Raw genomic sequence first — 21,655 nt, 5'->3', positions numbered from 1 at the left:
TCCTTACGGGATCAGCACTGGACTTCGAGCCGTGTGGCCACGAGCAGCGAGTAGTCCGTGCCCTTCGGGTCACTGAAGAACATGCTGGTCAGCGCGGCCTGGTTTTCCGCCATGACTTCCTTCGGGTTGGGCCTGATCACCTTGCGCTTGCAGCGGCCTAAAGCCGGCCCCGACGTGGTCAAATCGTTGTCGGTGGCGAAATCGACGGCCGTATAGAGCGTCTTGTCGTAGATGCCGAAGATGGTGGTTCCCTTGAGGAAAGTCTTCTGCTCCGGCTTCAGCGAAAAGGTCAGCGTCAGCGAACCATCCTTGTAATTGGCCTCAACCGCGTCCGGTTTGGCCATCGGTACCGCTTTGCCGTTGCTGGTGACGTTCGTATAGTAACCATATTGCGCCAGCGAATCCCGGACCGTCTTGCCGACCGCCTTGAGCTCGCTCGCGCTCAACACTTGGTCGCCGCTCTTGCCGTAATCCATGAGTACAGAGGAGGTGAACACCTCGTCGAAGCTCCAGACGTTGCGCAGCTCGCTGATCGAGCCATCGGGCGCCGAGACGACCTCGAACTTGGCATCGATGAAGATATGCGGATGGGCAAATGCGGGAATGGGTAGAAGCGACAGCATCGCAATCAGCAGGGAAATCTTTGTTTTCATGCTTTTCATGCGAGCAGCTACCGCGTTTCGTCCGGTCTATCCGATGCGCAGACCTGAACGTCAAATGAGACTGATTTGAGACCCTTCGCGCGTGGGCAAGGCATAGATGCAAGGAAAGGAAACGGGAATAGGGAAACTCGCCTTTTCGGCAAAATACCAGCCCCGGCCTGAGCCGTGACTTTTTCTCTTCGGAGGAAAATCTGTAAAACTGGAGCGGGCGAAGGGATTCGAACCCTCGACCCCAACCTTGGCAAGGTTGAGTATGTCTTACGCTGCAGTATCTGACACCGCGCTATTGTGATATTATATCAATTAGTTAAGTTAACATTAGCGCCTGCTAAACGCATACAATATGCCGGGCCTTTTCCATCATTGTGGTATCTCAGTGGTATCCGAACGAGCGTCAAAATGGGCAAACGAAGTGATGTATTGCTGACAAAGCGTGTCGTCGATGGCGCCAAGCCGAAGGACAAACGGTATCATGTCTGGGACTGTGATCTTCCTGGATTTGCCCTGCGTGTTGAGCCGACGGGAGTGAAGACCTTTGTCATAAAATATCGTGCCAACGGGGGCTGTCGTTCCGCTACTCAACATTGGTTCATCATAGGGCGCCACGGCCCGCTGACCGCCGAACAAGCCAGGAAACTGGCGAAGGCCAAGCTCAGCAGTGTTATCACCGGCGCAGATCCCATGACCGAACTTCAGGCAAAACGTCGTGAGATGACGATGAGTGCTCTTGTCGATCTCTATGAGAAAGAAGGCTGCGTCATTCAGCGAGGCAAGCGACAGGATGAGGCGATGAAGCCGCGAACAAAAGCCTATACGATGGCGCGCCTTCGTCACCATGTCGTGCCTTTGCTAGGTAATCGGCGGGCACGGGATATCAACGCAGGCGATGGGGAGAGGTTCGTTGCTGACGTAACCACCGGGAAGACGGCGTGTGACGAGGAGATTGGGCCGCGTAAGCGCGTCATAGTTTGCGGTGGGGCGGGGGCCGCACGCAAAGTCGTTCGGGATCTATCCGCCGTGTTCAGCTTTGCTCTTCGGAATGAAGTTGTCGAACGTAATCCGTGCGAGAACGCTGCCATCCGCAAGACCGATAATCAGAAGACACGGTATCTCACCTTCGAAGAGATTACGCGCCTGGGCGCTGCCCTGGACGAGCTTGAGGCGGAAGGTGTGAATTCCAAGGCGATCAACATCGCCCGCCTTTGGGTACTGACAGGTTGCCGTCGCGACGAGATTGCCGGGCTTAAATGGTCTGAAGTCAATCTTGCAGAAGGATTGCTCGAACTGGACGAAAGCAAAACCGGGAGGTCCGTTCGTCCTCTGGGTGCAGCCTCAGTTGCTCTTCTTAACTCTCTGCCGCGAAAAGATGGGAACGACTTCGTATTCCCGGCAGAGCGCGGCGATGGCTATTTCCAAGGCACCAAATCCGTTTGGTCCAAAGCGATCAAGAAAGCCAGTCTTTCCGGCGTCACTCCGCATACGCTCAGGCACACGATTGGCTCAACCGCCATTTCGACCGGCGAAGCGCTTGCCCCGATCGGAGCGATTCTCGATCATTCGAACCCCCGCTCTACCGCAATATATGCGCACGTGCAGAATGATCCGTTCCGCCGTGCCGCAAATCGGGTGACGAGGAAAATTGCCGATGCGCTGTCTGGGAAAGTCGCGAATGAGCGTGCTAGACCGAGAAAAGCAACCGTTCAGGCGTCCTCAACCGAGTCCGATGTTCTTTCCAGAGCCTTAGTGCAGCATCTCGTAGCGGAGGGGATAGATGCTGCACGTGCTCAATCGATTGTTTCCGGATCGATTGCTTGTGCGAGAGTGGGTGGCAGCGTACCGAGGAAAGCCATCATTTAACGCATCGCCTAGAATGGGCCGCTGCTGATCTCTCCAGGAGCGGCTGGGCTACCGTGAATCTTCGTGCGGAACATAATGGCTCTCTTGCTTGGATTTTCTATCGAGGACCGCCACACGATATAGTCCTCAGACGGAGGCGTCTCACACCTGAAACAATTTACCGTCTGCTCCCGGTTTCGCGGTCGTGATCGGCATAGTGAAATCCAGAACCATCCGTCCCTCGATCTTGCCTGCCTTGAGCTTGGCGAAGATCGTGTTGATGTCGCTCAGCGGTGCCTTGGTTATTTCCGCCTTGACATTGCCGTCGACCGCAAAGGCGATGGCCTCGTCGAGATCGCGGCGCGTCCCGACGATCGAGCCTCGCAAAGTGATGCGCTTGAGCACGACGTCGAAGATCGGCGTCGGAAATTCTCCCGGCGGCAGGCCGACGAGGGCGACTGTGCCTTTGCGGCGGACCATATGGAGTGCCTGGGAGAAGGCAGGAGGCGAGACGGCCGTTACCAAAATGCCGTGGGCGCCACCGTTAGTCGCCTTAAGGACGTCGGCGATTGCGTCAGGCGACCGAGCATCAATCGCGACATCAGCGCCAGTCGCGAGTGCCAAAGCGAGCTTCTCCGGTGTGACATCGAGTGCCACGATCTTAAGTCCCATCGCCTTGGCATATTGGATCGCGACATGGCCGAGGCCACCGATGCCGGAAATCGCCACCCATTCGCCCGGACGGGCCTCGGTTTCCTTCAGTCCTTTGTAGGTCGTGACGCCAGCGCACAAGATCGGCGCGATCTGCGCAAAATCAACGTTAACCGGAAGCCGTGCGGTGAAGGCTGCCGAGGCGATGACATATTCTGCAAAGCCGCCGTCGCAGCTGTAGCCGGTGTCATGCTGGTGCTCACACAAGGTTTCCCAGCCTGTTTCACAATATTCGCACCGCATGCAGGCGTCATGCAGCCAGGCGATGCCCACCGGATCGCCCTCCCTAAAATCCGTAACGCCTGGACCAAGCGCCGCTACGACGCCGGCGACTTCATGACCGGGGATGAACGGTGGTGACGGTTTCACCGGCCAATCGCCGTCCGCGGCGTGAAGGTCTGTATGGCAAACACCGCAGGCAATCACCTTGATGAGAAGCTCGCCGGGTCCGGGAACCGGCACAGGCACGCTCTCAATCGCTAGCGGCTCTCCAAACTGGCGCACGACTGCCGCCATCATCGTCTTTGCAATCATGATCCGTCTCTTTCATCCGTTTCGACATTGATGAGGCGAGACTAGGCCCACGGGCAACGCCTGCCATGATATAGATCAAGGCTCGATATTCAGTCCGATGACAGCCTCGTTCGAATAGGCCTAGTAGATCGTATTTGAGTTCCCAGGCCTCGTGCAACGAGTAAGGAAGCCGTCATGTTATACACGACAACAAACCCTTATACCGGCGAAGTGGTGAAGACGTTTCCGAACGTCACCGACGCCGACGTCAAGCTGGCCATCGAGCGTGCCCACGTCACGTTCCTGTTCTGGAAAGAAACCGCATTCGCCGGACGCGCCAAGGTGATGCAAAGCGCAGCGCACATCCTGCGAAAAGATCTCGAAGCTCACCCAAAATTGCTTACGGTCGAGAATTGCTGGATCTGGGCATCAAGGAGTTCGTCAATCACAAGCTGATCGGTGTGGTCGACATCGATGCGGCATTCTGAGAGCCCATGAAATATTCGAGTTGGATCAGGATCGGCGCGAGCACCGTAAGCCACCAGCCGCGCTGAACAGTTGGATCCCTCGCGCTTGATAATTGCGCCAGGACGAGATCATCGACGAGGCGGTCGGACCGGCAAGCAACCCCCAAAAAAAGACCTGCCAACCGCTGAAATCGACCTCCGCTTCGGGTTCTCCGCCGGTCTGTTACGATGACATCGGATCCTTATCACGAGCGTTGCCGCACACAAAAAGTGCAGGCTTTTTTACCGCCCCACACTCCCCAAGGAACCGAGCGCCTCAGCCGGTCCCTTGATAGAGCGTCACGTCAGGACAAACGATCCCAATTGTCGCCATAGGGCCATTTCCAGTTACTGATTTCCGGCATGTCCTCACCGTACTGGCGAATGTAGCGACCGTGTTCTTCGAGCTTGTCGCGGAAAAGCTGGATCACATCCCGTGCCTTTTCCTTGAGACCCGGCACGCGCTCGATCGCCTCGATGGCAAGATGGTAGCGGTCAAGCTCGTTGAGAACGGTCATGTCGAAGGGCGTCGTCGTCGTTCCTTCTTCGATGAAGCCGCGGACATGGAAGTTGCGGTGGTTGGTGCGCCGGTAGGTGAGGCGGTGGATGAGGTAGGGATAGCCATGATAGGCGAAGATCACCGGCCTGTCCGGTGTGAACAAGCTGTCGAAGATTTCGTCGGCGAGACCATGCGGATGTTGCTCCTTCGATTGCAGCGCCATCAGGTCGACAACGTTGACCACGCGGATCGATAGTTCCGGAATATTCTGGCGGAGAAGGTCGACAGCGGCGAGCGTCTCCATGGTAGGGACATCGCCGGCGCAGGCCATGACGACATCCGGTTCAACTGCACTTTGTTCGTTGCAGGCCCAATTCCAAATGCCGATGCCGGCTTCGCAATGCTTAGCTGCTTCATCCATCGACAGCCATTGCAGCTCCGGTTGTTTGCCGGCAACAATCACGTTGATGCGGTCATAGGTTTTCAGGCAATGGTCGCCGGTCCATAACAGCGTGTTGGCATCCGGTGGCAGGTAGATGCGCACGGTGTCGGCTCTTTTGTTGGCAACAACGTCGATGAACCCCGGATCCTGATGGCTGAAGCCATTATGGTCCTGTCGCCAAACGTGCGATGTCAAAAGGTAGTTCAGCGAGGAAATCGGTTTGCGCCATGGCAGTTCGCGCGACACCTTCAGCCATTTGGCGTGCTGATTGAACATGGAATCGACGATGTGGATGAAGGCTTCATAGCAGGAGAACAGACCATGGCGCCCAGTCAACAGATAACCTTCCAGCCATCCTTGGCATAGATGCTCGCTGAGGACTTCCATGACCCGACCGTCTCGGGCAAGGCTGACGTCATAGGGTTTTATCTCCTCCATCCAGACACGGTCGGTCACTTCAAAGACGCTACCAAGACGGTTGGATTCCGTCTCGTCTGGGCCGAAGATGCGGAAATTGGCGCGATCGGCATTGAGGGTCAGGATGTCGCGAAGATAATGGCCAAGGACCTCGGTCGATTGAGCCATTGTTCTACCACGCTTTTCGACGGCAACCTCATAGTTGCGAAGATCGGGTACAACGAGTTCACGGCGCAGCAGCCCGCCATTGGCATGTGGATTGGCGCCCATGCGGCGTTTCCCTTTCGGCGCCAATGCAGATAATTCCTCTTTCAAGCGCCCGTCGACGTCGAAAAGATCCTGCGGATCATAGCTGCGCATCCAGTCTTCTAGGATTTTTCGATGGCCGGCGTCCTCGCGACAATTAGAAACCGGCACCTGATGCGCCCGCCAGAAACCTTCGACTTTCTTGCCGTCGACTTCCTCCGGCCCCGTCCAGCCCTTCGGGCTTCTGAACACGATCATCGGCCAGCGCGGGCAGAAATTGCCGGGTGCGCCGGTGCGGGCCTCAGTCTGGATGGCGCGGATGCGGTCGAAGACTTGATCGAAGGTCGCAGCCATCGCCTGATGCATCTGATGCGGGTCGGAACCTTCGACGAAGAAGGGCTCGTAGCCGTAACCGATGAAGAGATGACGCAGGTCCTCGTCGGTGTCGCGGCCAAGGATGGTCGGATTGGCGATCTTGTAGCCGTTGAGATGCAGGATTGGCAATACCGCGCCGTCGCGGCCCGGATTGAGGAACTTGTTGGAATGCCAGCTGGCGGCCAGCGGACCCGTTTCAGCTTCGCCGTCGCCGACGACACAGGCGGCGATCAGATCGGGATTGTCGAAGACGGCCCCATAGGCATGCACCAATGCATAGCCGAGTTCGCCCCCTTCATGGATCGATCCGGGTGTTTCAGGCGCCGCATGGCTTGGAATGCCGCCGGGAAAGGAAAACTGGCGGAACAGTTTGCGCATGCCGTCCGTGTTCGCGGAGATATCCGGATAAACCTCGCTATAGGTGCCTTCGAGATAGGTGTTGGCGACCATGCCCGGGCCGCCGTGGCCAGGACCGCAGATGTAGATGATATCGAGATCGCGATTGCGAATGATCCGGTTGAGATGGGCATAGATGAAGTTGAGCCCTGGGGTTGTGCCCCAATGGCCGAGAAGGCGCGGCTTGATATGCTCGACCTTCAAGGGTTCGCGCAGTAGCGGATTGTCGAGCAGGTAGATCTGGCCGACCGAGAGGTAATTGGCCGCTCGCCAATAGCGGTCGATGAGGTCGAGTTCGGCGGCGTCGAGTGGATGCGCGAAAGTTGCGGTTGGCTGCTTGTCCATGTGGTTGCTCCAATTCAATATGGTCGTTCGTCAGACTACTGCGAACGAGGCGATGGGCTGTTGATCTGGATCACTCGCTTGCCAGAACCGACAGGGCTTCATTGGCGATGATCTGTTCCTCGTCCGTCGGAATGACGAATGCAGTGACGGAGCTTGCCGATGTGCTGATGATGGGCGCGCTGGTGGTGTTCGCTTCGCCGTCTATAGCGACGCCCAACCATCGTAGGCGGTCGCAAATCGCTGCACGGATTTCCGGCTGATGTTCGCCGATTCCGGCGGTGAAAACAATGCCGTCCAGGCCGCCAAGCGTTGCGGTCATGCGGCCGATTTCCCCGGCAATACGCAAGGTAAACAGGTCGATTGCTTCCCGCGCCTCGGGACGCTCGTCTTTCAGCAGATCGCGCGTATCGCCGCTGATGCCAGACACCCCGAGCAGGCCGGAGCGATAATAGAGCATGTCTTCCAGGTTCCGCAGGGTCCTGCCCTTCGGTCCAAGAAGATGGAGCAACACGCCCGGATCGAGCGTGCCGCAACGCGTCGCCATCGGTATGCCGTCGAGCGTTGAAAACCCCATGCTGCAATCGCGACTTTCGCCGCCATTGAGAGCACAGAGGCTGGCACCGCTGCCAAGATGCGCGACAATCACCTTACCCGCGGCCACCTTCGGTGCGCGCACCCGTAGTTCCGCGGCGATGAAAGCATGGGAGAGACCATGAAAGCCGTAGCGCTTGATCCCCTGATCGTGCAGTGCGCGGGGCAAGGCAAATCGGCGAACTAGATCGCTTTGGGTTGCGTGGAAGGCTGTATCGAAGGAGGCCGTCTGTGCGAGCGTCGGTCGTAGATGTTTGACTGCACGGATCAGGCGGAGCGCCTGAGGCTGGTGCAAGGGCGCGAGCGCGGTCAACTGGTCTATATCGCCGATGCTAGTCTCGTCGAGGCGAATGGGACCGACGAACCGCTCGCCGCCATGTACGACACGATGACCGACGACCCGCACGGCATCCATGTTGAAATGCCTGCCGAGTGTTTCGAATGTTTCGGCGATGACATCGCGCAGATCCTCCCCGCCTTCGGCGTGTAGAAACCTGTCGAAGACTGCCGGTCCCTCCGTCAGATGAAGCGACAGCGGGCGCCTGCTGAAGTCGACCAAACCCTTGCCGACACGATGTGCGCCGTTCACATCACATTGGAATAAACCGATCTTGAGCGTTGACGAGCCCGCATTGAATGTGAGCAGCAATTTGGCGTCAGTCATGATGGTTCCTTCGGTTGGAAATCGGCTGCCCAACGATAAGCCGAGACAGTCGGCTGCGATGGAATGTTGCGCCGAGTTTCCACCCAATCCAGAGAGCTTGAACACTGTCATCGCTTCTAAGGCTGGCTTCCGCCTTTTGCATTGACCCATATCAAGCTGTGTGACGCTCGCGATCGATCTTCGATCCGCGGTGTTGACCAAGATCAAGGCGCAGCGCGCCCTGGTGCTTAAACTCAGCCCCATCGAACAACGAGTTCAAACAGGAGGTGTGACCATGCAAGCCAAGACCATTTTGAGCGTCATCGGTGTCGATCAAGACGATGCTGACCTGCATTCTGCAATCGAATTGTGCCGGGAGGCGAAAGCCCACTTGTCCGTCCTGGTAACGGCACTCGCTGCACCGCCGATTGGCGGATATGGCGAAGTGACGTCCACGGTATGGATCGAGGAGCGCGAGCGTCAGACGGAAGATCTTCGCCGAAAGGTCTCAGCTACCAAGACCATACTGCAGGCTGACGATATTTCGTTCGACGTGACCAGCCTCTTTACCGAATACGGATGGGCGGAGAATGAAATCGGAGACCGGGCGCGCTATGTCGACCTGACGCTGATCGGCGGCGGCTTTCTGGCTCATGAAGACATGCGGCAGGAAATTTTGAACGGAGCCCTGTTTCGGTCGCCGGCCCCGATCCTTCTTGTGCCCAAGGGACATGCCGCCTCTCTTCGCCCGAAAACGGTCTTGGTTGCCTGGGACTCTCGCAACGAAGCAAGCATGGCCGTGCGGGCCGCGATGGAGCAGCTGATTGCTGCCGATAACGTGTGTGTCGCCATGGTCGATCCGTCCGCGACCGTCGGTAGCAACGGCGAGGAGCCGGGAGCGGATGTCGCCGCATTCCTTGCACGGCATGGAATTCGGGTATCGGTCGATGTTCTGCCCAGCGGCGGGCGCGCTGTCGCGGACGTGCTGCGTCAGCATGCGATCGACATCGGCGCCGAACTGATCGTCATGGGCGCCTACGGGCATTCGCGGGTGCGCGAGTGGATCTTCGGGGGGACGACCCGCTCGATGCTCGAGCAGACACCCGTTCCCCTGATGATGACACGCTGACACCAATTGGCCCAGGGCCCCGCCCCGCCAATGGGCGTGGCCTGCTCTTTGCATCCTTGGAGGGGAAAAAGCATGGCTGGCACTTATGTTATTGCCGCGCTGCGGCCGGATCAGATCGTGCAAGCCTATCCTCTTGTCCAGGCAGCAGTTCCAAGCCTTGGTATGGTGGCATGGCGCCGGATGGCATCCGACGCCAACCGCAAGGACGAAATCCTCGCCGCGGTCAACCCACGAGGTTACATACAGGGTCTGAGCATCTATAGGCCCTGCGATCATCCCGCCGTCGGGCGGCTGCTTGACGTCACATTTCTGATTGTCGCAAGTGCAGCTGATGAACGTGGCATTGCGCAAACCCTATTTGCGAGCATTCGATCGCGGGCTAGGGAACTCAAGTGCAACCAAATCAGATTCTGGAATCAAAATCCGGGCAATTGGGAGCAGATGCACAACGAGGAGCGAGTCTATCGATCGGATCATGGGCTCATGATGTTCTCAAGCGACGACGATCCCTGAACCTTGTGTTGCGACGGAACTGGCCGATCACAGTTTGCCGGTGAAGACGTAGCCAACCCCCCGGATCGATTTTATCAGCTGTGGGTGCGTGGGGTCGGCCTCGATCTTCTTACGCAGTCGCGCGATTTGGGCATCGATCGTTCGATCGTACACCTCCAGATTCCGTCCTCGCGTCGCCTCCATCAGGAAGTCGCGGCTGAGCACACGCCCGGCATGGCGCGCGAATACAACCAGCATGTCGAATTCGCCGGTGGTCAATTCGATTTCGTTTTTGTCCGGTGATAGAAGCTGCCGTTTGCCGATATCGAGCTGCCAGCCTTCAAAACGAAGCACGTCACCAGGTTCGTTTTCCCGAGCTTTTGCCGCTGGCTGACGGCGGCGAAGAATGGACTTCAGGCGAGCATGCACTTCTCTCAGATGAAAGGGCTTGGCGATATAGTCGTCTGCACCGACTTCAATTCCGACGATCCTGTCGACCACATCGTCGCGACCAGTCAGCATGATGATCGGAATGTCCGACTGTGCGCGGATTTCGCGGGCAAGGTCCAAACCGTCCTCACCGCCGGGCAGGACCCAGTCCAACAGGATGATATCGAAATTCTCTTGCTGCAGGGACGCCCGCATCTCAGGGCCGTTCGATGCCGTGCTGACGACATACCCTTCGTCCTCGAAGTAGCGTGTCAGCATCTGACGGATTCTGGGGTCGTCATCCACGACCAGAAGATGTTCACGCCGCTGCTGATCGAGGGTCATTGCAAGGGTTCCGGTAAAGACGGGCTGCGACCTGTGACAATCCGTTACAAAATTGCACGATCTCTAACACGCGTGGCATTCGGCTGTCACTCGGAAGGCATCAATCTGCCAGGCATTGGAACAACATTTGAGAGGGATTGTCATGTTGTCGGCAAATAGCGCTGAGCGCGCTCAGAGTTACAATGAGGTTGTTGTTGCCTTCGATGCCGAACCGATCTGTCTTCAGTCACTGTTCTCGAAGCAACCACTGGAGCAATTGAATGCCGGCGCAACGTTGTTCTTCGAAGGCGACCAGGCAAAACATCTCTTTGAGCTGGTGGAGGGGGTTCTACGCATTTTCAAGATCATGGCGGACGGCAGGCGCGTCATCACAGGCTTCCTCTATCCTGGCGATCTTGTCGGCGTTTCGCTCAGAAATCACTATCTCTATAGCGCCGAAGCCGTAACCCCAGCGAGATTGCGCCGTTTCTCCCGGAGAGCCTTTGAGGATACGGTTGGCAGCTCGCCGGAGCTGAGGCCGCTGCTTCTTGCCCGCCTCTGCGACGAAATGGCGGCAGCCCAGGATCAAATGGTGTTGCTGTCCTGCAAAAATGCCGAAGAACGGCTTTGCAGTTTCCTGCTGCAGCAACTCCAGCGGAAACGAGAACAGGATCGCTCGTGCAGTGTCGTCGATCTTCCGATGACTCGTCTCGATATCGCCGACTATCTGGGCCTCACGATCGAAACGGTTTCCCGAACCATGACGAGGTTGACAAACAAGGGTATCGTCGGCCCTGCGGGTCGCCATTCCATCCGCATTTTAAAGGCCAGGATGCTTGCACATCTGGCGGGAGAGGGTGATGAATGCGACGATCGCTATTCGCCCGTCATTTCCTTGGATGATGCCCGGCGGCGCCACTAACCGAATGCAAATGGAAGTTCGATGAACGATCGGTCGTCAGGACAGCAAGCCACAGAAACCAGGTTGGACGAAATCGCCCAGATCCTCGATAGCGCGAATATTGTCGTGCACACGTTTGATGGAATCATCCGGAGGTGGACGTCGGGATGCGAGCGGCTCTACGGCTGGACCCAGCAGGAGGCCATTGGCCGGGTGGTTCATGAATTGCTGTCGACAATTTTCCCCGAGCCTCTCGAGGAAATCCGCAGCAAGGTCGCCCGGCATATTGCTTGGCAGGGGGAGCTTGTGCATATGCACAAGGATGGCAGGCCCGTCGTCGTGACGAGCCGTTGGGTCGCGGCATCCTCTGTCGATCCAGACCAACACGTCATTGTTCAAACGAATAATGATATCAGTCACTTAAAGAAAATACAGGCGGATTTGGCTGAGCGTGAGGCTCATCTGCGGTCAATTCTCGCGACTGTCCCCGAATCGATGATTGTGATCGACGAATTAGGGGTTATCGCGTCCTTCAGCACCGCTGCGGAAAAACTGTTTGGATATTCGGCGGGGGATGTGCATGGAAAAAACGTTTCGATGCTGATGCCCTCGCCAGACCGCGAGGCCCATGATGGATATCTTTCGCATTATCTGACAACCGGCGAGCGCCGCATCATCGGTTATGGCCGCGTGGTCAGTGGGCAACGCAAAGACGGCACCGTCTTTCCGATGGAATTGTCGGTTGGCGAGGCGGTCGCCAACGGCAAACGGATATTCACCGGGTTCGTCCGTGACCTGACAAGCCGCCACAAGATCGAAGAGGAACTTCGACAATCACAGAAGATGGAAGCCATAGGCCAATTGACTGGCGGCCTGGCCCATGACTTCAACAATTTGCTGACCGTCATCAGCGGCAACCTGGAAATGATCGAGGCGCGGCTGCAGGATACGAAGCTGCTGTCACTGGTTTCCGAGGCACAGGCGGCCGCCGAGGACGGAGCGAAGCTGACCGCTCAACTCCTTGCCTTTGGTCGTCGCCAGCCTCTCAATCCCAAGCCTATGGACGTCGGTAGATTCGTATCCGGCTTTTCCGGTCTCTTGCGCCGCACATTGGGCGAGGCGATCGAATTGCGAACCGTCATTACCGGCTCTGCGAACGAAGCGCTTGTCGATGGCTCCCAATTGCAAAATGCTCTCCTTAATCTCGCAATCAACGCACGGGATGCGATGCCTCGCGGCGGCCTTTTGTCGATAGAGATTTCGCGCCTGCGGCTCGATGCCGATTACGCACGCATGTATCCGGAGGTCCGCACCGGTGACTACGTGCTGATCGCCGTGACCGATAACGGAGCTGGCATGTCGAGCGAGACGAAGGAGCGCGCCTTCGAGCCGTTCTTTACGACGAAAGGGATGGGGGCTGGCACTGGGCTCGGCCTCAGCATGGTCTATGGCTTTGCCAAGCAATCAGGTGGCCTTGTCCAGCTCTATAGCGAGATCGGCCAAGGCACGAGCGTTCGCATCTTCCTGCCTGCCCAAAAGGCACGAACGGAAATGGAGCCAGTTCATCCAGACCACAAGAAGCCTGACATTATTCCAAAAGGCTTCGAGCGTATTCTCGTCGTCGAGGACGATGTTCGTGTTCGCCGTGTCACCGTCTCCCGGCTTCTCGATGCCGGATATAGTGTCCTCGAGGCTAGCAATGGAACCGAGGCCCTGGCTCTTTTCCAGGAGAATCACGACATCGCATTGCTGTTTACCGATGTCGTGATGCCGGGCGGCATGACTGGGGATGAACTCGCACATAAAATCCGGGCCATGCGCCCTGAAATCAAGGTGCTGTTTACCTCTGGCTATGCCGAGCCCACGATTGCAGGGCGAGAGTTGGCGGAGACCGGAAGTTGGCTGAAGAAGCCATACACCGCCCGGGAGCTGGCCGTTCGCTTGCGCGAACTTCTCGATTGATCGTTCTCTTTCAAAGGCGTCAAACGGCTGTGCTGTGGCGCGCTTTGTCGGTCGCCAGATAGCGATCGAAGCGGGAAGCAATCGTTCGAACAAAGGGTCGCGCTTCCGACCTCACCAGGAATAGATCGCCGTCAAAGTGGATCAGATCCTTCTCCTCAGCGGCGATCCTTGCAACTTCGATTTGCAAATGGTCGACACCGCTTCCGAAGGTCCGCCTCAGATCTGCGATGGAGAAGGAGAAGTCGCACATCAGGCTCTCAATCAACCTGCCGACGACCCGGTCGGAAGGCAAAAGTGCAAAGCCGCGGGCCGTGGCGAACGCGCCGGCCCTCATCTTGCGAATATAGTCTGCGATGGAGACCGCATTCTGGACATAGCCCTGCTGCAGCTTACCGATCGAAGAGGCCCCGAGCCCGATCAGCGTCTCAGCCTCGTCTGTCGTATAGCCCTGGAAATTGCGTTGCATGCGACCATTGGCGGCGGCGACCGCAAGGCGGTCGGTCTCGTCGGCGAAATGATCGATACCGAGCGCGACATAGCCGGCTGCCGCCAATTGAGCGGCACCATCGCTTGCCATGTCGAACCGCTCGGCCGGACCGGGAAGGGTATCTTGATCGATAAGGCTTTGGTGTTTTTTCACCCAGGGAACATGCGCATAGCCGAAGAGCGCAATACGATTTGGCCGCATCGACACGGCAAGATCGATAGTCCGTCGCAGCGTCTCCGTTGTCTGCAGCGGCAGACCGTAGAGAATATCGAGATTGATTGAGCCGATGCCGGCGTTGCGCAGGGCTCCCACGACGGCTTGTGTCTGCTCGAAACTTTGTCGCCGATTGATTGCCCTTTGAACGTCGGGATCAAAATCCTGGACGCCCAGGCTTGCACGCGTGATGCCAAAGCGGTGCCAAGCTTCGAGTTTATCGTGGTCAACATTGCGCGGGTCGATCTCGACGCTGATCTCACAATCCGGACCCAGGTCGAAAGCATCATCGAGTTTCGCACGAAGACTGTCGATGTCGTCAGGTTCGATCACGGTCGGCGAGCCGCCACCGAAGTGGACGGCGCTCACATGCCGCCGACCCGGAAGGGTCCGCGCTGCAAGTGCGATCTCCGCCCCAAGCGCGTCCAGATAATCGGCAACGGGATCGTAGCGTCGTACCTGCTTGGTATGACAGCCGCAAAACCAGCAGAGCTGATCGCAAAAGGGCACATGCAAGTAAAGCGAGACGGGCTTATGTGGATCCGTCTCGCCAAGCCATCTGGCATAGCACGCGCCGTCAACGCCACCGTGAAAATGCGGCGCCGTGGGATAGCTGGTGTAACGTGGCACAGGTTGAGCGTAACGGGCAAGCGAACTTGTGAACACGGGAGGGTCTTTCAATTGATCGGGCAGAGGGATCGATTGGGTGGGCATGGGCCGGGCGATGTGCCCGGCCGCCGGGGCACTATCCGCGCTTGTTCTTCTCGGTATTGTCGTCAACGAGTTCGTACCACATCGCGTTGAGGACGGCGAAGGCGGCTGCAAGCGGGAAGCCGAGAAGCCAGGCGAAATACCACATGTTCTTTCTCCTTGTATGGGATTTAGTAGGCGTGACCGTTCTTGTCGTTGACCGTCTTCTCGTCGACCTTGCCCCAGAGCACGCGATAGACCCATGCGGTGTAGGCAAGCACGATCGGCAGGAAGATCAGCACTGCGATCAGCATGACGAACAGCGTCATATGGCTTGAGGACGCGTCCCAGACCGTGAGGCTGGAGCGGACGTCGAGCGAAGAAGGCAGGATGAAGGGGAACATCGAGACGCCGACCGTCGAGATGATGCCGAAGATGGCGAGCTTGCTGAAGAGCAGTGGCGCCACTTCACGGCGAGCAGTCATCGATAGCAGCGTGGCGATGGCACCAATGAAGCCGAAGATCGGAGCGGCCATCATCCACGGATGGTTGCCGTAATTTGCAAACCAGGCACCAGTGCCGTGATCGACCGTCTTCAACAGCGGATTGGACGGACCGATGGGATCGATCTGGCTGGTAATGCGATAACCGTCGACGCCGTACCAGAGAGCAAGGCCGCCAAGGGCAAAAAGCACGATCGTCGCAAGTGCCGCCAGACTGCCATAGCTGCGTGCGCGTTCCGCGACAACGCCGCTGGTTTTGAGCTGCAGCCATGCCGCACCATGCATGGCGAGCATGGCGACGGAGAGAAGGCCGCAGAGTAAGGCATAGGGATTGAGCAGGCCGAAGAACGAGCCTTCATAATAGATCCGCATATCATCGTCGAAGCGGAAGGGTACGCCTTGCAGCACGTTGCCGACCGCAACCCCGAAGATCAGCGAGGGAACGAAGCCGCCGATAAACAGCGCCCAATCCCAGCCTGCCTTCCAGCGGGCGCTCTCGCGCTTGGACCGGTATTTGAACGCCACCGGCCTGAGGATGAGCGCGAATAGGATTGCGAACATCGCAAGATAGAAACCGGAGAAGGAGACCGCATAAAGCGGCGGCCAGGCGGCGAAGATCGCGCCGCCGCCAAGCAGTAGCCAGACCTGGTTGCCCTCCCATGTCGGGCCGACGGAATTGATGGCGATGCGCCGCTCCGTGTCGGTCTTTGCGACGAATGGCAGCAGCGCGCCGACGCCGAGGTCGAAACCGTCGGTGACGGCAAAGCCGATCAGAAGCACGCCGAGAAGCAGCCACCAGATGATGCGCAGGGTTTCGTAATCGATCAACTCATGAAGGATCATGATGGTTACTCCGCAGCAGGAATGAGAGTTTTGGAGGTGAGGCCGGCTTCTGGCTCGTCGCCCAGTTGCGGGCCTTTGCGAATGGCTTTCACCATCAGACTCATTTCGATAACGATCAGCGCCGTGTAGATCGCCGCAAAACCAAGCAACGTGATCAGGACGCTAACGGCTCCAAGATTGGAAACGGCAGCGGCGGTTGGCAAAACGCCTTCGATAACCCAGGGTTGGCGGCCGAATTCCGCAACCACCCAGCCAAGCTCGATCGCGACCCAGGGCAGCGGAATGGCGAAGACGGCGATCCTCAACAGCAACGGATATCGATCGAGTTTCCGCCGTGCCGAGAGCCAGAAGAAGACCATCATCAGCAGGATGAAGAACATCCCGAGGCCGACCATGATGCGGAAGGACCAGAAGAGCGTCGGCACATTCGGAATGGTGTCGCGAGCGGCCTGGGCGATTTGCTCCTCCGTTGCCTGGCGTGGATCGTCGACATAGCGCTTGAGCAGCAGAGCATAGCCGAGCTCGTGGCCGATATCCTCGAAGGAGGTGCGGGCAGTGGCCACATCCTGTGAGACTCCTCCGGGCGTTGCCGGCTTGGCAGCGCGGATCTTCATCAGCGCATCATAGGCCTTGATGCCCTCGCGAATATGGTTCTTGGCTTGCTCCTCGAGCTTGTCGATGCCAGGGATTTCCGTCGTCAGCGATCGCGTGCCGATCAGGCCCATGGCCCATGGAATGTGAATGGCATAGTGGGTCTCGCGAGCCTCTTGATCTGGAAAGCCGAAGGCGGTGAAGGCGGCCGGCGCCGGTTCGGTCTTCCACATGGCTTCGATCGCCGCGAGCTTCATCTTCTGATGCTCGGTCGTGAGATAACCGCTCTCGTCACCCAGCACGACGACCGACAAAGCAGAAGCGAGACCGAAAGACGCGGCAACCGTCATCGAGCGCTTTGCAAGCTCGACGCTGCGGCCATTGACAAGATACCAGGCCGAAACACCCAGCACGAAGATCGAGGCACAGACATAGCCGGCCGAGACGGTGTGAACGAATTTCGCCTGCGCCACCGGATTGAAGACGACATCGAAGAAACTGACGATCTCCATGCGCATGGTTTGCGGATTGAGCGCCGAGCCTGCCGGGTTCTGCATCCAGCCATTGGCGATCAGGATCCACAGTGCCGAGAAATTCGATCCCAGCGCAACCGCCCAGGTGGCGACCAAGTGGCCGACCTTGGACAGCTTGTCCCAGCCGAAGAAGAACAGACCGACGAAAGTCGCCTCGAGGAAGAAGGCCATCAGCCCTTCGATCGCCAGCGGCGCGCCAAAAATATCGCCGACATAATAGCTGTAGTAGCTCCAGTTCATGCCGAACTGGAATTCCATCACGATGCCGGTGGCGACGCCGAGCACGAAGTTGATGCCGAAGAGCGTCCCCCAGAATTTCGTCATCTGCCGCCAGATCTGGCGGCCGGTCATGACATAGGTCGTCTCCATGATGGCAAGCAGCACGGAAAGGCCGAGCGTCAATGGTACAAATAAGAAGTGATACAGCGCTGTCATGGCGAACTGCAGGCGTGATAGCGCCACGATATCGAGTTCCATAGTCTTTCTCCCACGCTCCAAAAGGTGGTTGATGCACCGCAGCCTTGAACGGCCTTGGCTATGATTGATCGGTCAGATGTCTCAGTCCTGCCTCAGCCGGGTGAGCTCTGCATCAAATTTGGTTTCTCCCCGCCGCGCGGTCGCGACGATGCGGCCCTCGTCGAGAACGACGATCCGATCGGCGATCTCGGCTTCGCGACGGATATGTGTGGCGATGACCAGCGACCGGCCGCAGCCGCTATCGGCAAGGCGCCGCATGACATCCCGTCCGGTTTCGCGGTCCAGACCTTCGGTCGGCTCGTCGAGCAGCCAGAGTTTGGTACCGCGCAGGAACAGGCGGGCAAGCGCCAGGCGACGGGATTGTCCGCCAGACAGACCAAGACCGCCTTCGCCGAGGCGGGTGTCGAGGCCATTCGGCTGGGACAGTACGTTTTCCAGGAGGCCGGCATCCGAAAGCGCCATATAGAGCATCTCGTCGTCAGCATCCGGCGCGGCAAGACGTAAGTTATCCCGTAGACTGTCTTGGAACAGCTCCGTGCGCTGGGTGAGCATCGTGGCCGGAGCGGTCTCGACCACGCCGCGTTCGATCGCGAGTTCACCGGCGAGGACGGCAAGCAGGGTCGACTTTCCGGCTCCGCTCGGGCCGATCACCGCGAGATGCTCGCCCAGTGCCAGCGAAAGCGTGATGTCTTCAAGCGAAGCCACCGCTGCTCCGTCATATCGGGCGGAGACGCCGGAGACTCGGACGGCCACGCCGTCTGGCGGCGTTAGATGTGCGGAGGGATGAGCAGTCTGTACCAGACGAGGTGAAAGGCGGCGGGCGGCAAGCACGGTACGGCCGAGTTCCAGCGCCCCACGGCGCAGCGCTGCAAAGGGTTCGAGCGCCGCGAGGGCCATCAGCAGGCCGAGAGCGGCCAATGGTGCATCGATAATGCCGCGTTCCGCCAGCGAGGTGACCGTCAGCAAAGTGCCCGACAGAAGCGCTGCGGAGGCAAGGCCAAAACTCACCGTAACTCCGCTTTCGATCCGGTTCAGTCTGTCGTCTGCCTCGGCCAGACGGCGATCAGTGGCAGCGATCGCTGTGCATTGCGCCTGCAGTCTGCCGGCCATGACGAGTTCGGTCTGTCCGGCGACGAGATCGACAGTACGCGAGCGTAGTGCCTCGATCGCATGAGCGCGTTGCCGCGCCGGTTTCAGCGCCAAGCGCCCCGCAATGATTGGAATGCCGAGACCGGCAGCGAGAAGCCATAGGCCGGCGAGCAGACCGAACGGAACCGACAGCAGCATCAGTGCGATGCTGACCGCCAGGCCTGAGACAATAGCGATGGCGGCCGGCACAAGGACGCGCAAATAGAGGGAATCGAGCGCATCGACATCCGCCGTCAGCCGGAAAAGCAACTTGGCTGGCCTGCGCATCAACATCGTTGCCGCACTGGGTGCCGCCCAGCCGCGAAACAGATTTTCGCGCAGCGCAGCGAGCATGCCGAGCGTGGCATCATGGGTGGTCACTCGTTCGCCGTAGCGTGCAGCGGTGCGGAGGATCGCCAGCAGCCTGATGCCCGCCGATGGAGCAAAGACATCGAAGGCGATGGCTGTCGCGGTCAGGCCAGCGAGTGAGGCGGCCGTGATGAACCAGCCCGACAGACCGAGGAGTGCGATGCCGGCGCACACGGTCAAGGCCGACAAGAGGGTGCCGAGCAGTAATGCGCGGCCGCGCGCTGCCAGGAAAAGCCGACAGATGGGGTAAAGAGCGGAGACTATCGACGTCATGCCGCTTCCTCCCGGACCGATGCGTCGATATGGATGATCCGGCCCATCCTTGCAGCCAGAACCGGGTCATGTGTGGCAACAACGAGTGTCCGTCCGCGGGCGATTGCCAACAATGCATCGGTGACTTCACGTGCGGTTTCGGTGTCGAGATGCGCGGTCGGCTCGTCCGCAAGGATAATGTCAACATGCGGGGTTGCGGCGGCACGGGCAATCGCCAATCTGAGCGCCTCGCCGCCGGACAGGCCTGCCCCGCCTTCGCCGATGGACATGGCGCCGTGCTGGGTCACAGTTCGCCGCAGATGGGCAAGGTCAATCGCTTGTTGTACCGCGCGCGGGCTGACTTCGGGTCGGCCGAGCGTGATGTTGCTGGTCATCGTGCCGGCAAAAATATGCGGCCGTTGACCAATCCAGGCCATGCGTCGTCGCAGTGCGGACGCGGAAATATCATTAAGTCGCTGCCCGCCGACATGGATCATGCCGCTCTCTGAACAAACAAGACCAGCAATCAACGACAACATGGTCGTCTTGCCCGCACCGCTTTCTCCCAGGAGAGCTACATGCTCACCGGCTGCGATCGCCAGGCCGAAACCGTCGAAAACAGGCATTTGTCCGGGCCGGTGCCGGAAGCAGAGCCGATCGACATCGATTGACGGCAACGTACGATCACGGCTGGTTTCCGCCACCCTTTCATCGCGCCAGCCCGGCAACGTCATGCCGGTGCTGGATAGTGCATCGAGAGCGTCCAGGGCTGCCTCTCCGGCTGCCCGGTCGTGCCAGACTGCCGATAGTTCTCGCAGAGGCTCGAAGAAGCTCGGAGCCAGCAGCAGAATGAACAGACCTTGCGTCAGGCTCAATCTCCCGGACCACGTGCCAACATCGATTGCGCCGAGCAGATTGAAGCCGACATAGACGGCCATTGCCGCAACGCCCAGTGCGGCAAACAACTCCAGGACTGCCGAGGATAGAAAGGCTATCTTGAGCACAGCCATGGTTCGCATCTTGAGCTGTTCTGCATCAACCCGCAGTCGTAAAGCGGTGCGATCGACGGCGCCGAGCGCGCGAATAGTGGCAAGGCCGCGCAGCCGGTCGAGGAGAAAAGCATTGAGCCCGCCGGTCTCGGCCAGTTGCTTTTCGCTTGCAGCCTTGGCTTGCCAGCCGATCAAGGCCATGAACACGGGGATCAGTGGCGCCGTAAAGAGCAGGATGAGGGCTGCAAGCCAGGAGACCGGTGCAATGCAGATGAGGATGACCAGTGGGACGGCACTTGCTTTCAGCCGTGCCGGTCGAAAGCGAGCGAGATAGGGCACGATGGTTTCAGCCTGCTCGGCGATGAGGCTTGCGGCAAAACCGGACGCTGGACGATCGCTGTCTAGTGGCGATCGGGCGGCGAGTGCTGTAGCGGCAATTTCGCGCTGCCGGCTCAGTTCTGCGCGCGCGGCTTGAAAGGCCAAACGTCCGCCCAAGGAATCCAGTCCGGCACGCAAGGCGCCAAGGAGGAAGACGAACAGCGCCGGTATCGCCGTTGCCGTTATGCCATGTCTGTCAGCGATCACGCCTATTCCACTGGCAAGCAAGGCTGCTTGGGGAATCCACAGGAGTGACGCCAGCGTTTGCACCAGAGCGGCAGGTGACAATTTGGCGCGCATCGTTCTTGGCGACCGGTCTTTTGGGGAAGGCGGTTGGATTGAGCTGTCGGTGACGTCGGTCTCCGCTTCTCGTCTGACTTCCGATCCCGTATCGAAGAATGCGGTGGTCATCGTGCCTGCCTCTTGTCGATGGGGTTGGCGGTCATGGGCTTGCGACCGAGCAAACGACGCGCGTCTTCGCTACCTCGACAAGCCCGAGATGAGTGGGGGAAGATTGGACGACAGGCGCAAGGCTCATGATGATTTCCGTCGCTTCAGTGACTTTAGACAATTCTAAATGCACTTCATTAGGCAATTCTAAATTCACTTCATTCGGTGCCAGATTTTTGGGTTGGTCTGGACTGTCTGCACGGTGAACTCGACGTTTAGTAATCTGCCTGTGACGCTTCAGCTTTGACCTAGGTCAACTTCGAGAAGCTATGAGAGACGGGTCTTGCCAGGCAGGGTCTCCGCCAGTGCGGGAAAAGCTCGGTCGTCGCCAGC

The 21,655-nt window shown here is 58.6% G+C and carries 16 protein-coding genes and 1 pseudogene; 6 read left to right on the top strand and 11 right to left on the bottom strand.

What is annotated here, in order from left to right:
• Positions 1 to 11 precede the first annotated feature (11 nt).
• On the bottom strand, positions 12 to 653 hold the full coding sequence (locus tag ACK83U_RS15120) for a DUF1007 family protein (protein ID WP_112412987.1): 642 nt from the start codon (positions 651 to 653) through the stop codon (positions 12 to 14).
• A 408-nt stretch (positions 654 to 1,061) separates the two neighbouring features.
• On the opposite strand from ACK83U_RS15120, the gene ACK83U_RS15115 reads away from it, so the two are divergent.
• On the top strand, positions 1,062 to 2,519 hold the full coding sequence (locus tag ACK83U_RS15115) for a tyrosine-type recombinase/integrase (protein ID WP_112606582.1): 1,458 nt from the start codon (positions 1,062 to 1,064) through the stop codon (positions 2,517 to 2,519).
• A 141-nt stretch (positions 2,520 to 2,660) separates the two neighbouring features.
• Here the strand turns inward: ACK83U_RS15115 and adhP are convergent, their stop codons facing one another.
• Positions 2,661 to 3,743: an alcohol dehydrogenase AdhP gene (gene adhP, locus ACK83U_RS15110; protein ID WP_112606580.1), complete on the bottom strand. Its 1,083-nt coding sequence runs from the start codon at positions 3,741 to 3,743 to the stop codon at positions 2,661 to 2,663.
• Positions 3,744 to 3,917: 174 nt separating this feature from the next.
• Here adhP and ACK83U_RS15105 point away from each other — a divergent pair.
• Positions 3,918 to 4,094, top strand: a pseudogene (locus ACK83U_RS15105) (aldehyde dehydrogenase family protein); the annotation flags it as partial.
• Positions 4,095 to 4,533: 439 nt separating this feature from the next.
• Here the strand turns inward: ACK83U_RS15105 and ACK83U_RS15100 are convergent.
• Positions 4,534 to 6,948, bottom strand: a complete 2,415-nt coding sequence (locus ACK83U_RS15100; protein ID WP_112606574.1) for a phosphoketolase family protein — start codon at positions 6,946 to 6,948, stop codon at positions 4,534 to 4,536.
• 70 nt (positions 6,949 to 7,018) lie between these two features.
• Complete coding sequence (locus ACK83U_RS15095; protein WP_112606572.1) at positions 7,019 to 8,203, bottom strand: acetate/propionate family kinase; 1,185 nt, start codon at positions 8,201 to 8,203, stop codon at positions 7,019 to 7,021.
• Between the two features lie 193 nt (positions 8,204 to 8,396).
• Here ACK83U_RS15095 and ACK83U_RS15090 point away from each other — a divergent pair, with 193 nt between their 5' ends.
• Together ACK83U_RS15090 and ACK83U_RS15085 are read left to right on the top strand one after the other, a co-directional pair.
• Positions 8,397 to 9,311: a universal stress protein gene (locus ACK83U_RS15090; protein ID WP_348648143.1), complete on the top strand. Its 915-nt coding sequence runs from the start codon at positions 8,397 to 8,399 to the stop codon at positions 9,309 to 9,311.
• A 72-nt stretch (positions 9,312 to 9,383) separates the two neighbouring features.
• A complete protein-coding gene (locus ACK83U_RS15085; protein ID WP_112606568.1) occupies positions 9,384 to 9,824 on the top strand; it encodes a hypothetical protein in 441 nt (146 codons plus the stop codon).
• A 27-nt stretch (positions 9,825 to 9,851) separates the two neighbouring features.
• Here ACK83U_RS15085 and ACK83U_RS15080 read toward each other — a convergent pair whose 3' ends face one another.
• The gene (locus tag ACK83U_RS15080) at positions 9,852 to 10,577 is read right to left on the bottom strand and encodes a response regulator (RefSeq protein WP_112606566.1); all 726 of its coding nucleotides are present in this window, start codon (positions 10,575 to 10,577) and stop codon (positions 9,852 to 9,854) included.
• 142 nt (positions 10,578 to 10,719) lie between these two features.
• On the opposite strand from ACK83U_RS15080, the gene ACK83U_RS15075 reads away from it, so the two are divergent.
• Together ACK83U_RS15075 and ACK83U_RS15070 are read left to right on the top strand one after the other, a co-directional pair.
• Positions 10,720 to 11,478 (top strand): helix-turn-helix domain-containing protein, encoded by a 759-nt coding sequence (locus ACK83U_RS15075; protein ID WP_112606564.1) that lies wholly within the window; start codon positions 10,720 to 10,722, stop codon positions 11,476 to 11,478.
• Between the two features lie 21 nt (positions 11,479 to 11,499).
• Positions 11,500 to 13,419 carry a PAS domain-containing sensor histidine kinase gene (locus ACK83U_RS15070; protein ID WP_112606562.1) on the top strand — a complete coding sequence of 640 codons (1,920 nt, stop codon included), beginning with the start codon at positions 11,500 to 11,502 and terminating at the stop codon, positions 13,417 to 13,419.
• Between the two features lie 19 nt (positions 13,420 to 13,438).
• On the opposite strand, the gene hemN is transcribed toward ACK83U_RS15070, so the two are convergent.
• From hemN to cydD, 6 genes are all read right to left on the bottom strand, one after another.
• Positions 13,439 to 14,785 carry an oxygen-independent coproporphyrinogen III oxidase gene (hemN, locus tag ACK83U_RS15065; RefSeq protein ID WP_412474672.1) on the bottom strand — a complete coding sequence of 449 codons (1,347 nt, stop codon included), beginning with the start codon at positions 14,783 to 14,785 and terminating at the stop codon, positions 13,439 to 13,441.
• Between the two features lie 79 nt (positions 14,786 to 14,864).
• Complete coding sequence (cydX, locus tag ACK83U_RS15060; protein WP_112338802.1) at positions 14,865 to 14,978, bottom strand: cytochrome bd-I oxidase subunit CydX; 114 nt, start codon at positions 14,976 to 14,978, stop codon at positions 14,865 to 14,867.
• 22 nt (positions 14,979 to 15,000) lie between these two features.
• Positions 15,001 to 16,155, bottom strand: coding sequence for a cytochrome d ubiquinol oxidase subunit II (gene cydB, locus ACK83U_RS15055; RefSeq protein ID WP_112606558.1), 1,155 nt, complete (start codon positions 16,153 to 16,155; stop codon positions 15,001 to 15,003).
• 5 nt (positions 16,156 to 16,160) lie between these two features.
• A complete protein-coding gene (locus ACK83U_RS15050; RefSeq protein WP_112606556.1) occupies positions 16,161 to 17,756 on the bottom strand; it encodes a cytochrome ubiquinol oxidase subunit I in 1,596 nt (531 codons plus the stop codon).
• Positions 17,757 to 17,837: 81 nt separating this feature from the next.
• A complete protein-coding gene (gene cydC, locus ACK83U_RS15045) occupies positions 17,838 to 19,526 on the bottom strand; it encodes a thiol reductant ABC exporter subunit CydC (RefSeq protein WP_112606554.1) in 1,689 nt (562 codons plus the stop codon).
• Positions 19,523 to 21,283: a thiol reductant ABC exporter subunit CydD gene (cydD, locus tag ACK83U_RS15040; protein ID WP_112606552.1), complete on the bottom strand. Its 1,761-nt coding sequence runs from the start codon at positions 21,281 to 21,283 to the stop codon at positions 19,523 to 19,525. The genes cydC and cydD overlap by 4 nt, the downstream gene beginning before the upstream one ends.
• Between the last annotated feature and the right edge of the window lie 372 nt (positions 21,284 to 21,655).

Source organism: Rhizobium sp. WW22, from assembly GCF_047041135.1.
In the GTDB taxonomy this organism is placed as follows: domain Bacteria; phylum Pseudomonadota; class Alphaproteobacteria; order Rhizobiales; family Rhizobiaceae; genus Rhizobium.
This window is presented reverse-complemented; position numbering and strand designations above follow the sequence as displayed.

Coding starts and splice junctions, on each gene's coding strand:
- ACK83U_RS15120 (WP_112412987.1), bottom strand. CDS start 653: ATGAAAACAAAGATTTCCCTGCTGATTGCGATGCTGTCGCTTCTACCC.
- ACK83U_RS15115 (WP_112606582.1), top strand. CDS start 1,062: ATGGGCAAACGAAGTGATGTATTGCTGACAAAGCGTGTCGTCGATGGC.
- adhP (WP_112606580.1), bottom strand. CDS start 3,743: ATGATTGCAAAGACGATGATGGCGGCAGTCGTGCGCCAGTTTGGAGAG.
- ACK83U_RS15100 (WP_112606574.1), bottom strand. CDS start 6,948: ATGGACAAGCAGCCAACCGCAACTTTCGCGCATCCACTCGACGCCGCC.
- ACK83U_RS15095 (WP_112606572.1), bottom strand. CDS start 8,203: ATGACTGACGCCAAATTGCTGCTCACATTCAATGCGGGCTCGTCAACG.
- ACK83U_RS15085 (WP_112606568.1), top strand. CDS start 9,384: ATGGCTGGCACTTATGTTATTGCCGCGCTGCGGCCGGATCAGATCGTG.
- ACK83U_RS15080 (WP_112606566.1), bottom strand. CDS start 10,577: ATGACCCTCGATCAGCAGCGGCGTGAACATCTTCTGGTCGTGGATGAC.
- ACK83U_RS15075 (WP_112606564.1), top strand. CDS start 10,720: ATGTTGTCGGCAAATAGCGCTGAGCGCGCTCAGAGTTACAATGAGGTT.
- ACK83U_RS15070 (WP_112606562.1), top strand. CDS start 11,500: ATGAACGATCGGTCGTCAGGACAGCAAGCCACAGAAACCAGGTTGGAC.
- cydX (WP_112338802.1), bottom strand. CDS start 14,978: ATGTGGTATTTCGCCTGGCTTCTCGGCTTCCCGCTTGCAGCCGCCTTC.
- cydB (WP_112606558.1), bottom strand. CDS start 16,155: ATGATCCTTCATGAGTTGATCGATTACGAAACCCTGCGCATCATCTGG.
- ACK83U_RS15050 (WP_112606556.1), bottom strand. CDS start 17,756: ATGGAACTCGATATCGTGGCGCTATCACGCCTGCAGTTCGCCATGACA.
- cydC (WP_112606554.1), bottom strand. CDS start 19,526: ATGACGTCGATAGTCTCCGCTCTTTACCCCATCTGTCGGCTTTTCCTG.
- cydD (WP_112606552.1), bottom strand. CDS start 21,283: ATGACCACCGCATTCTTCGATACGGGATCGGAAGTCAGACGAGAAGCG.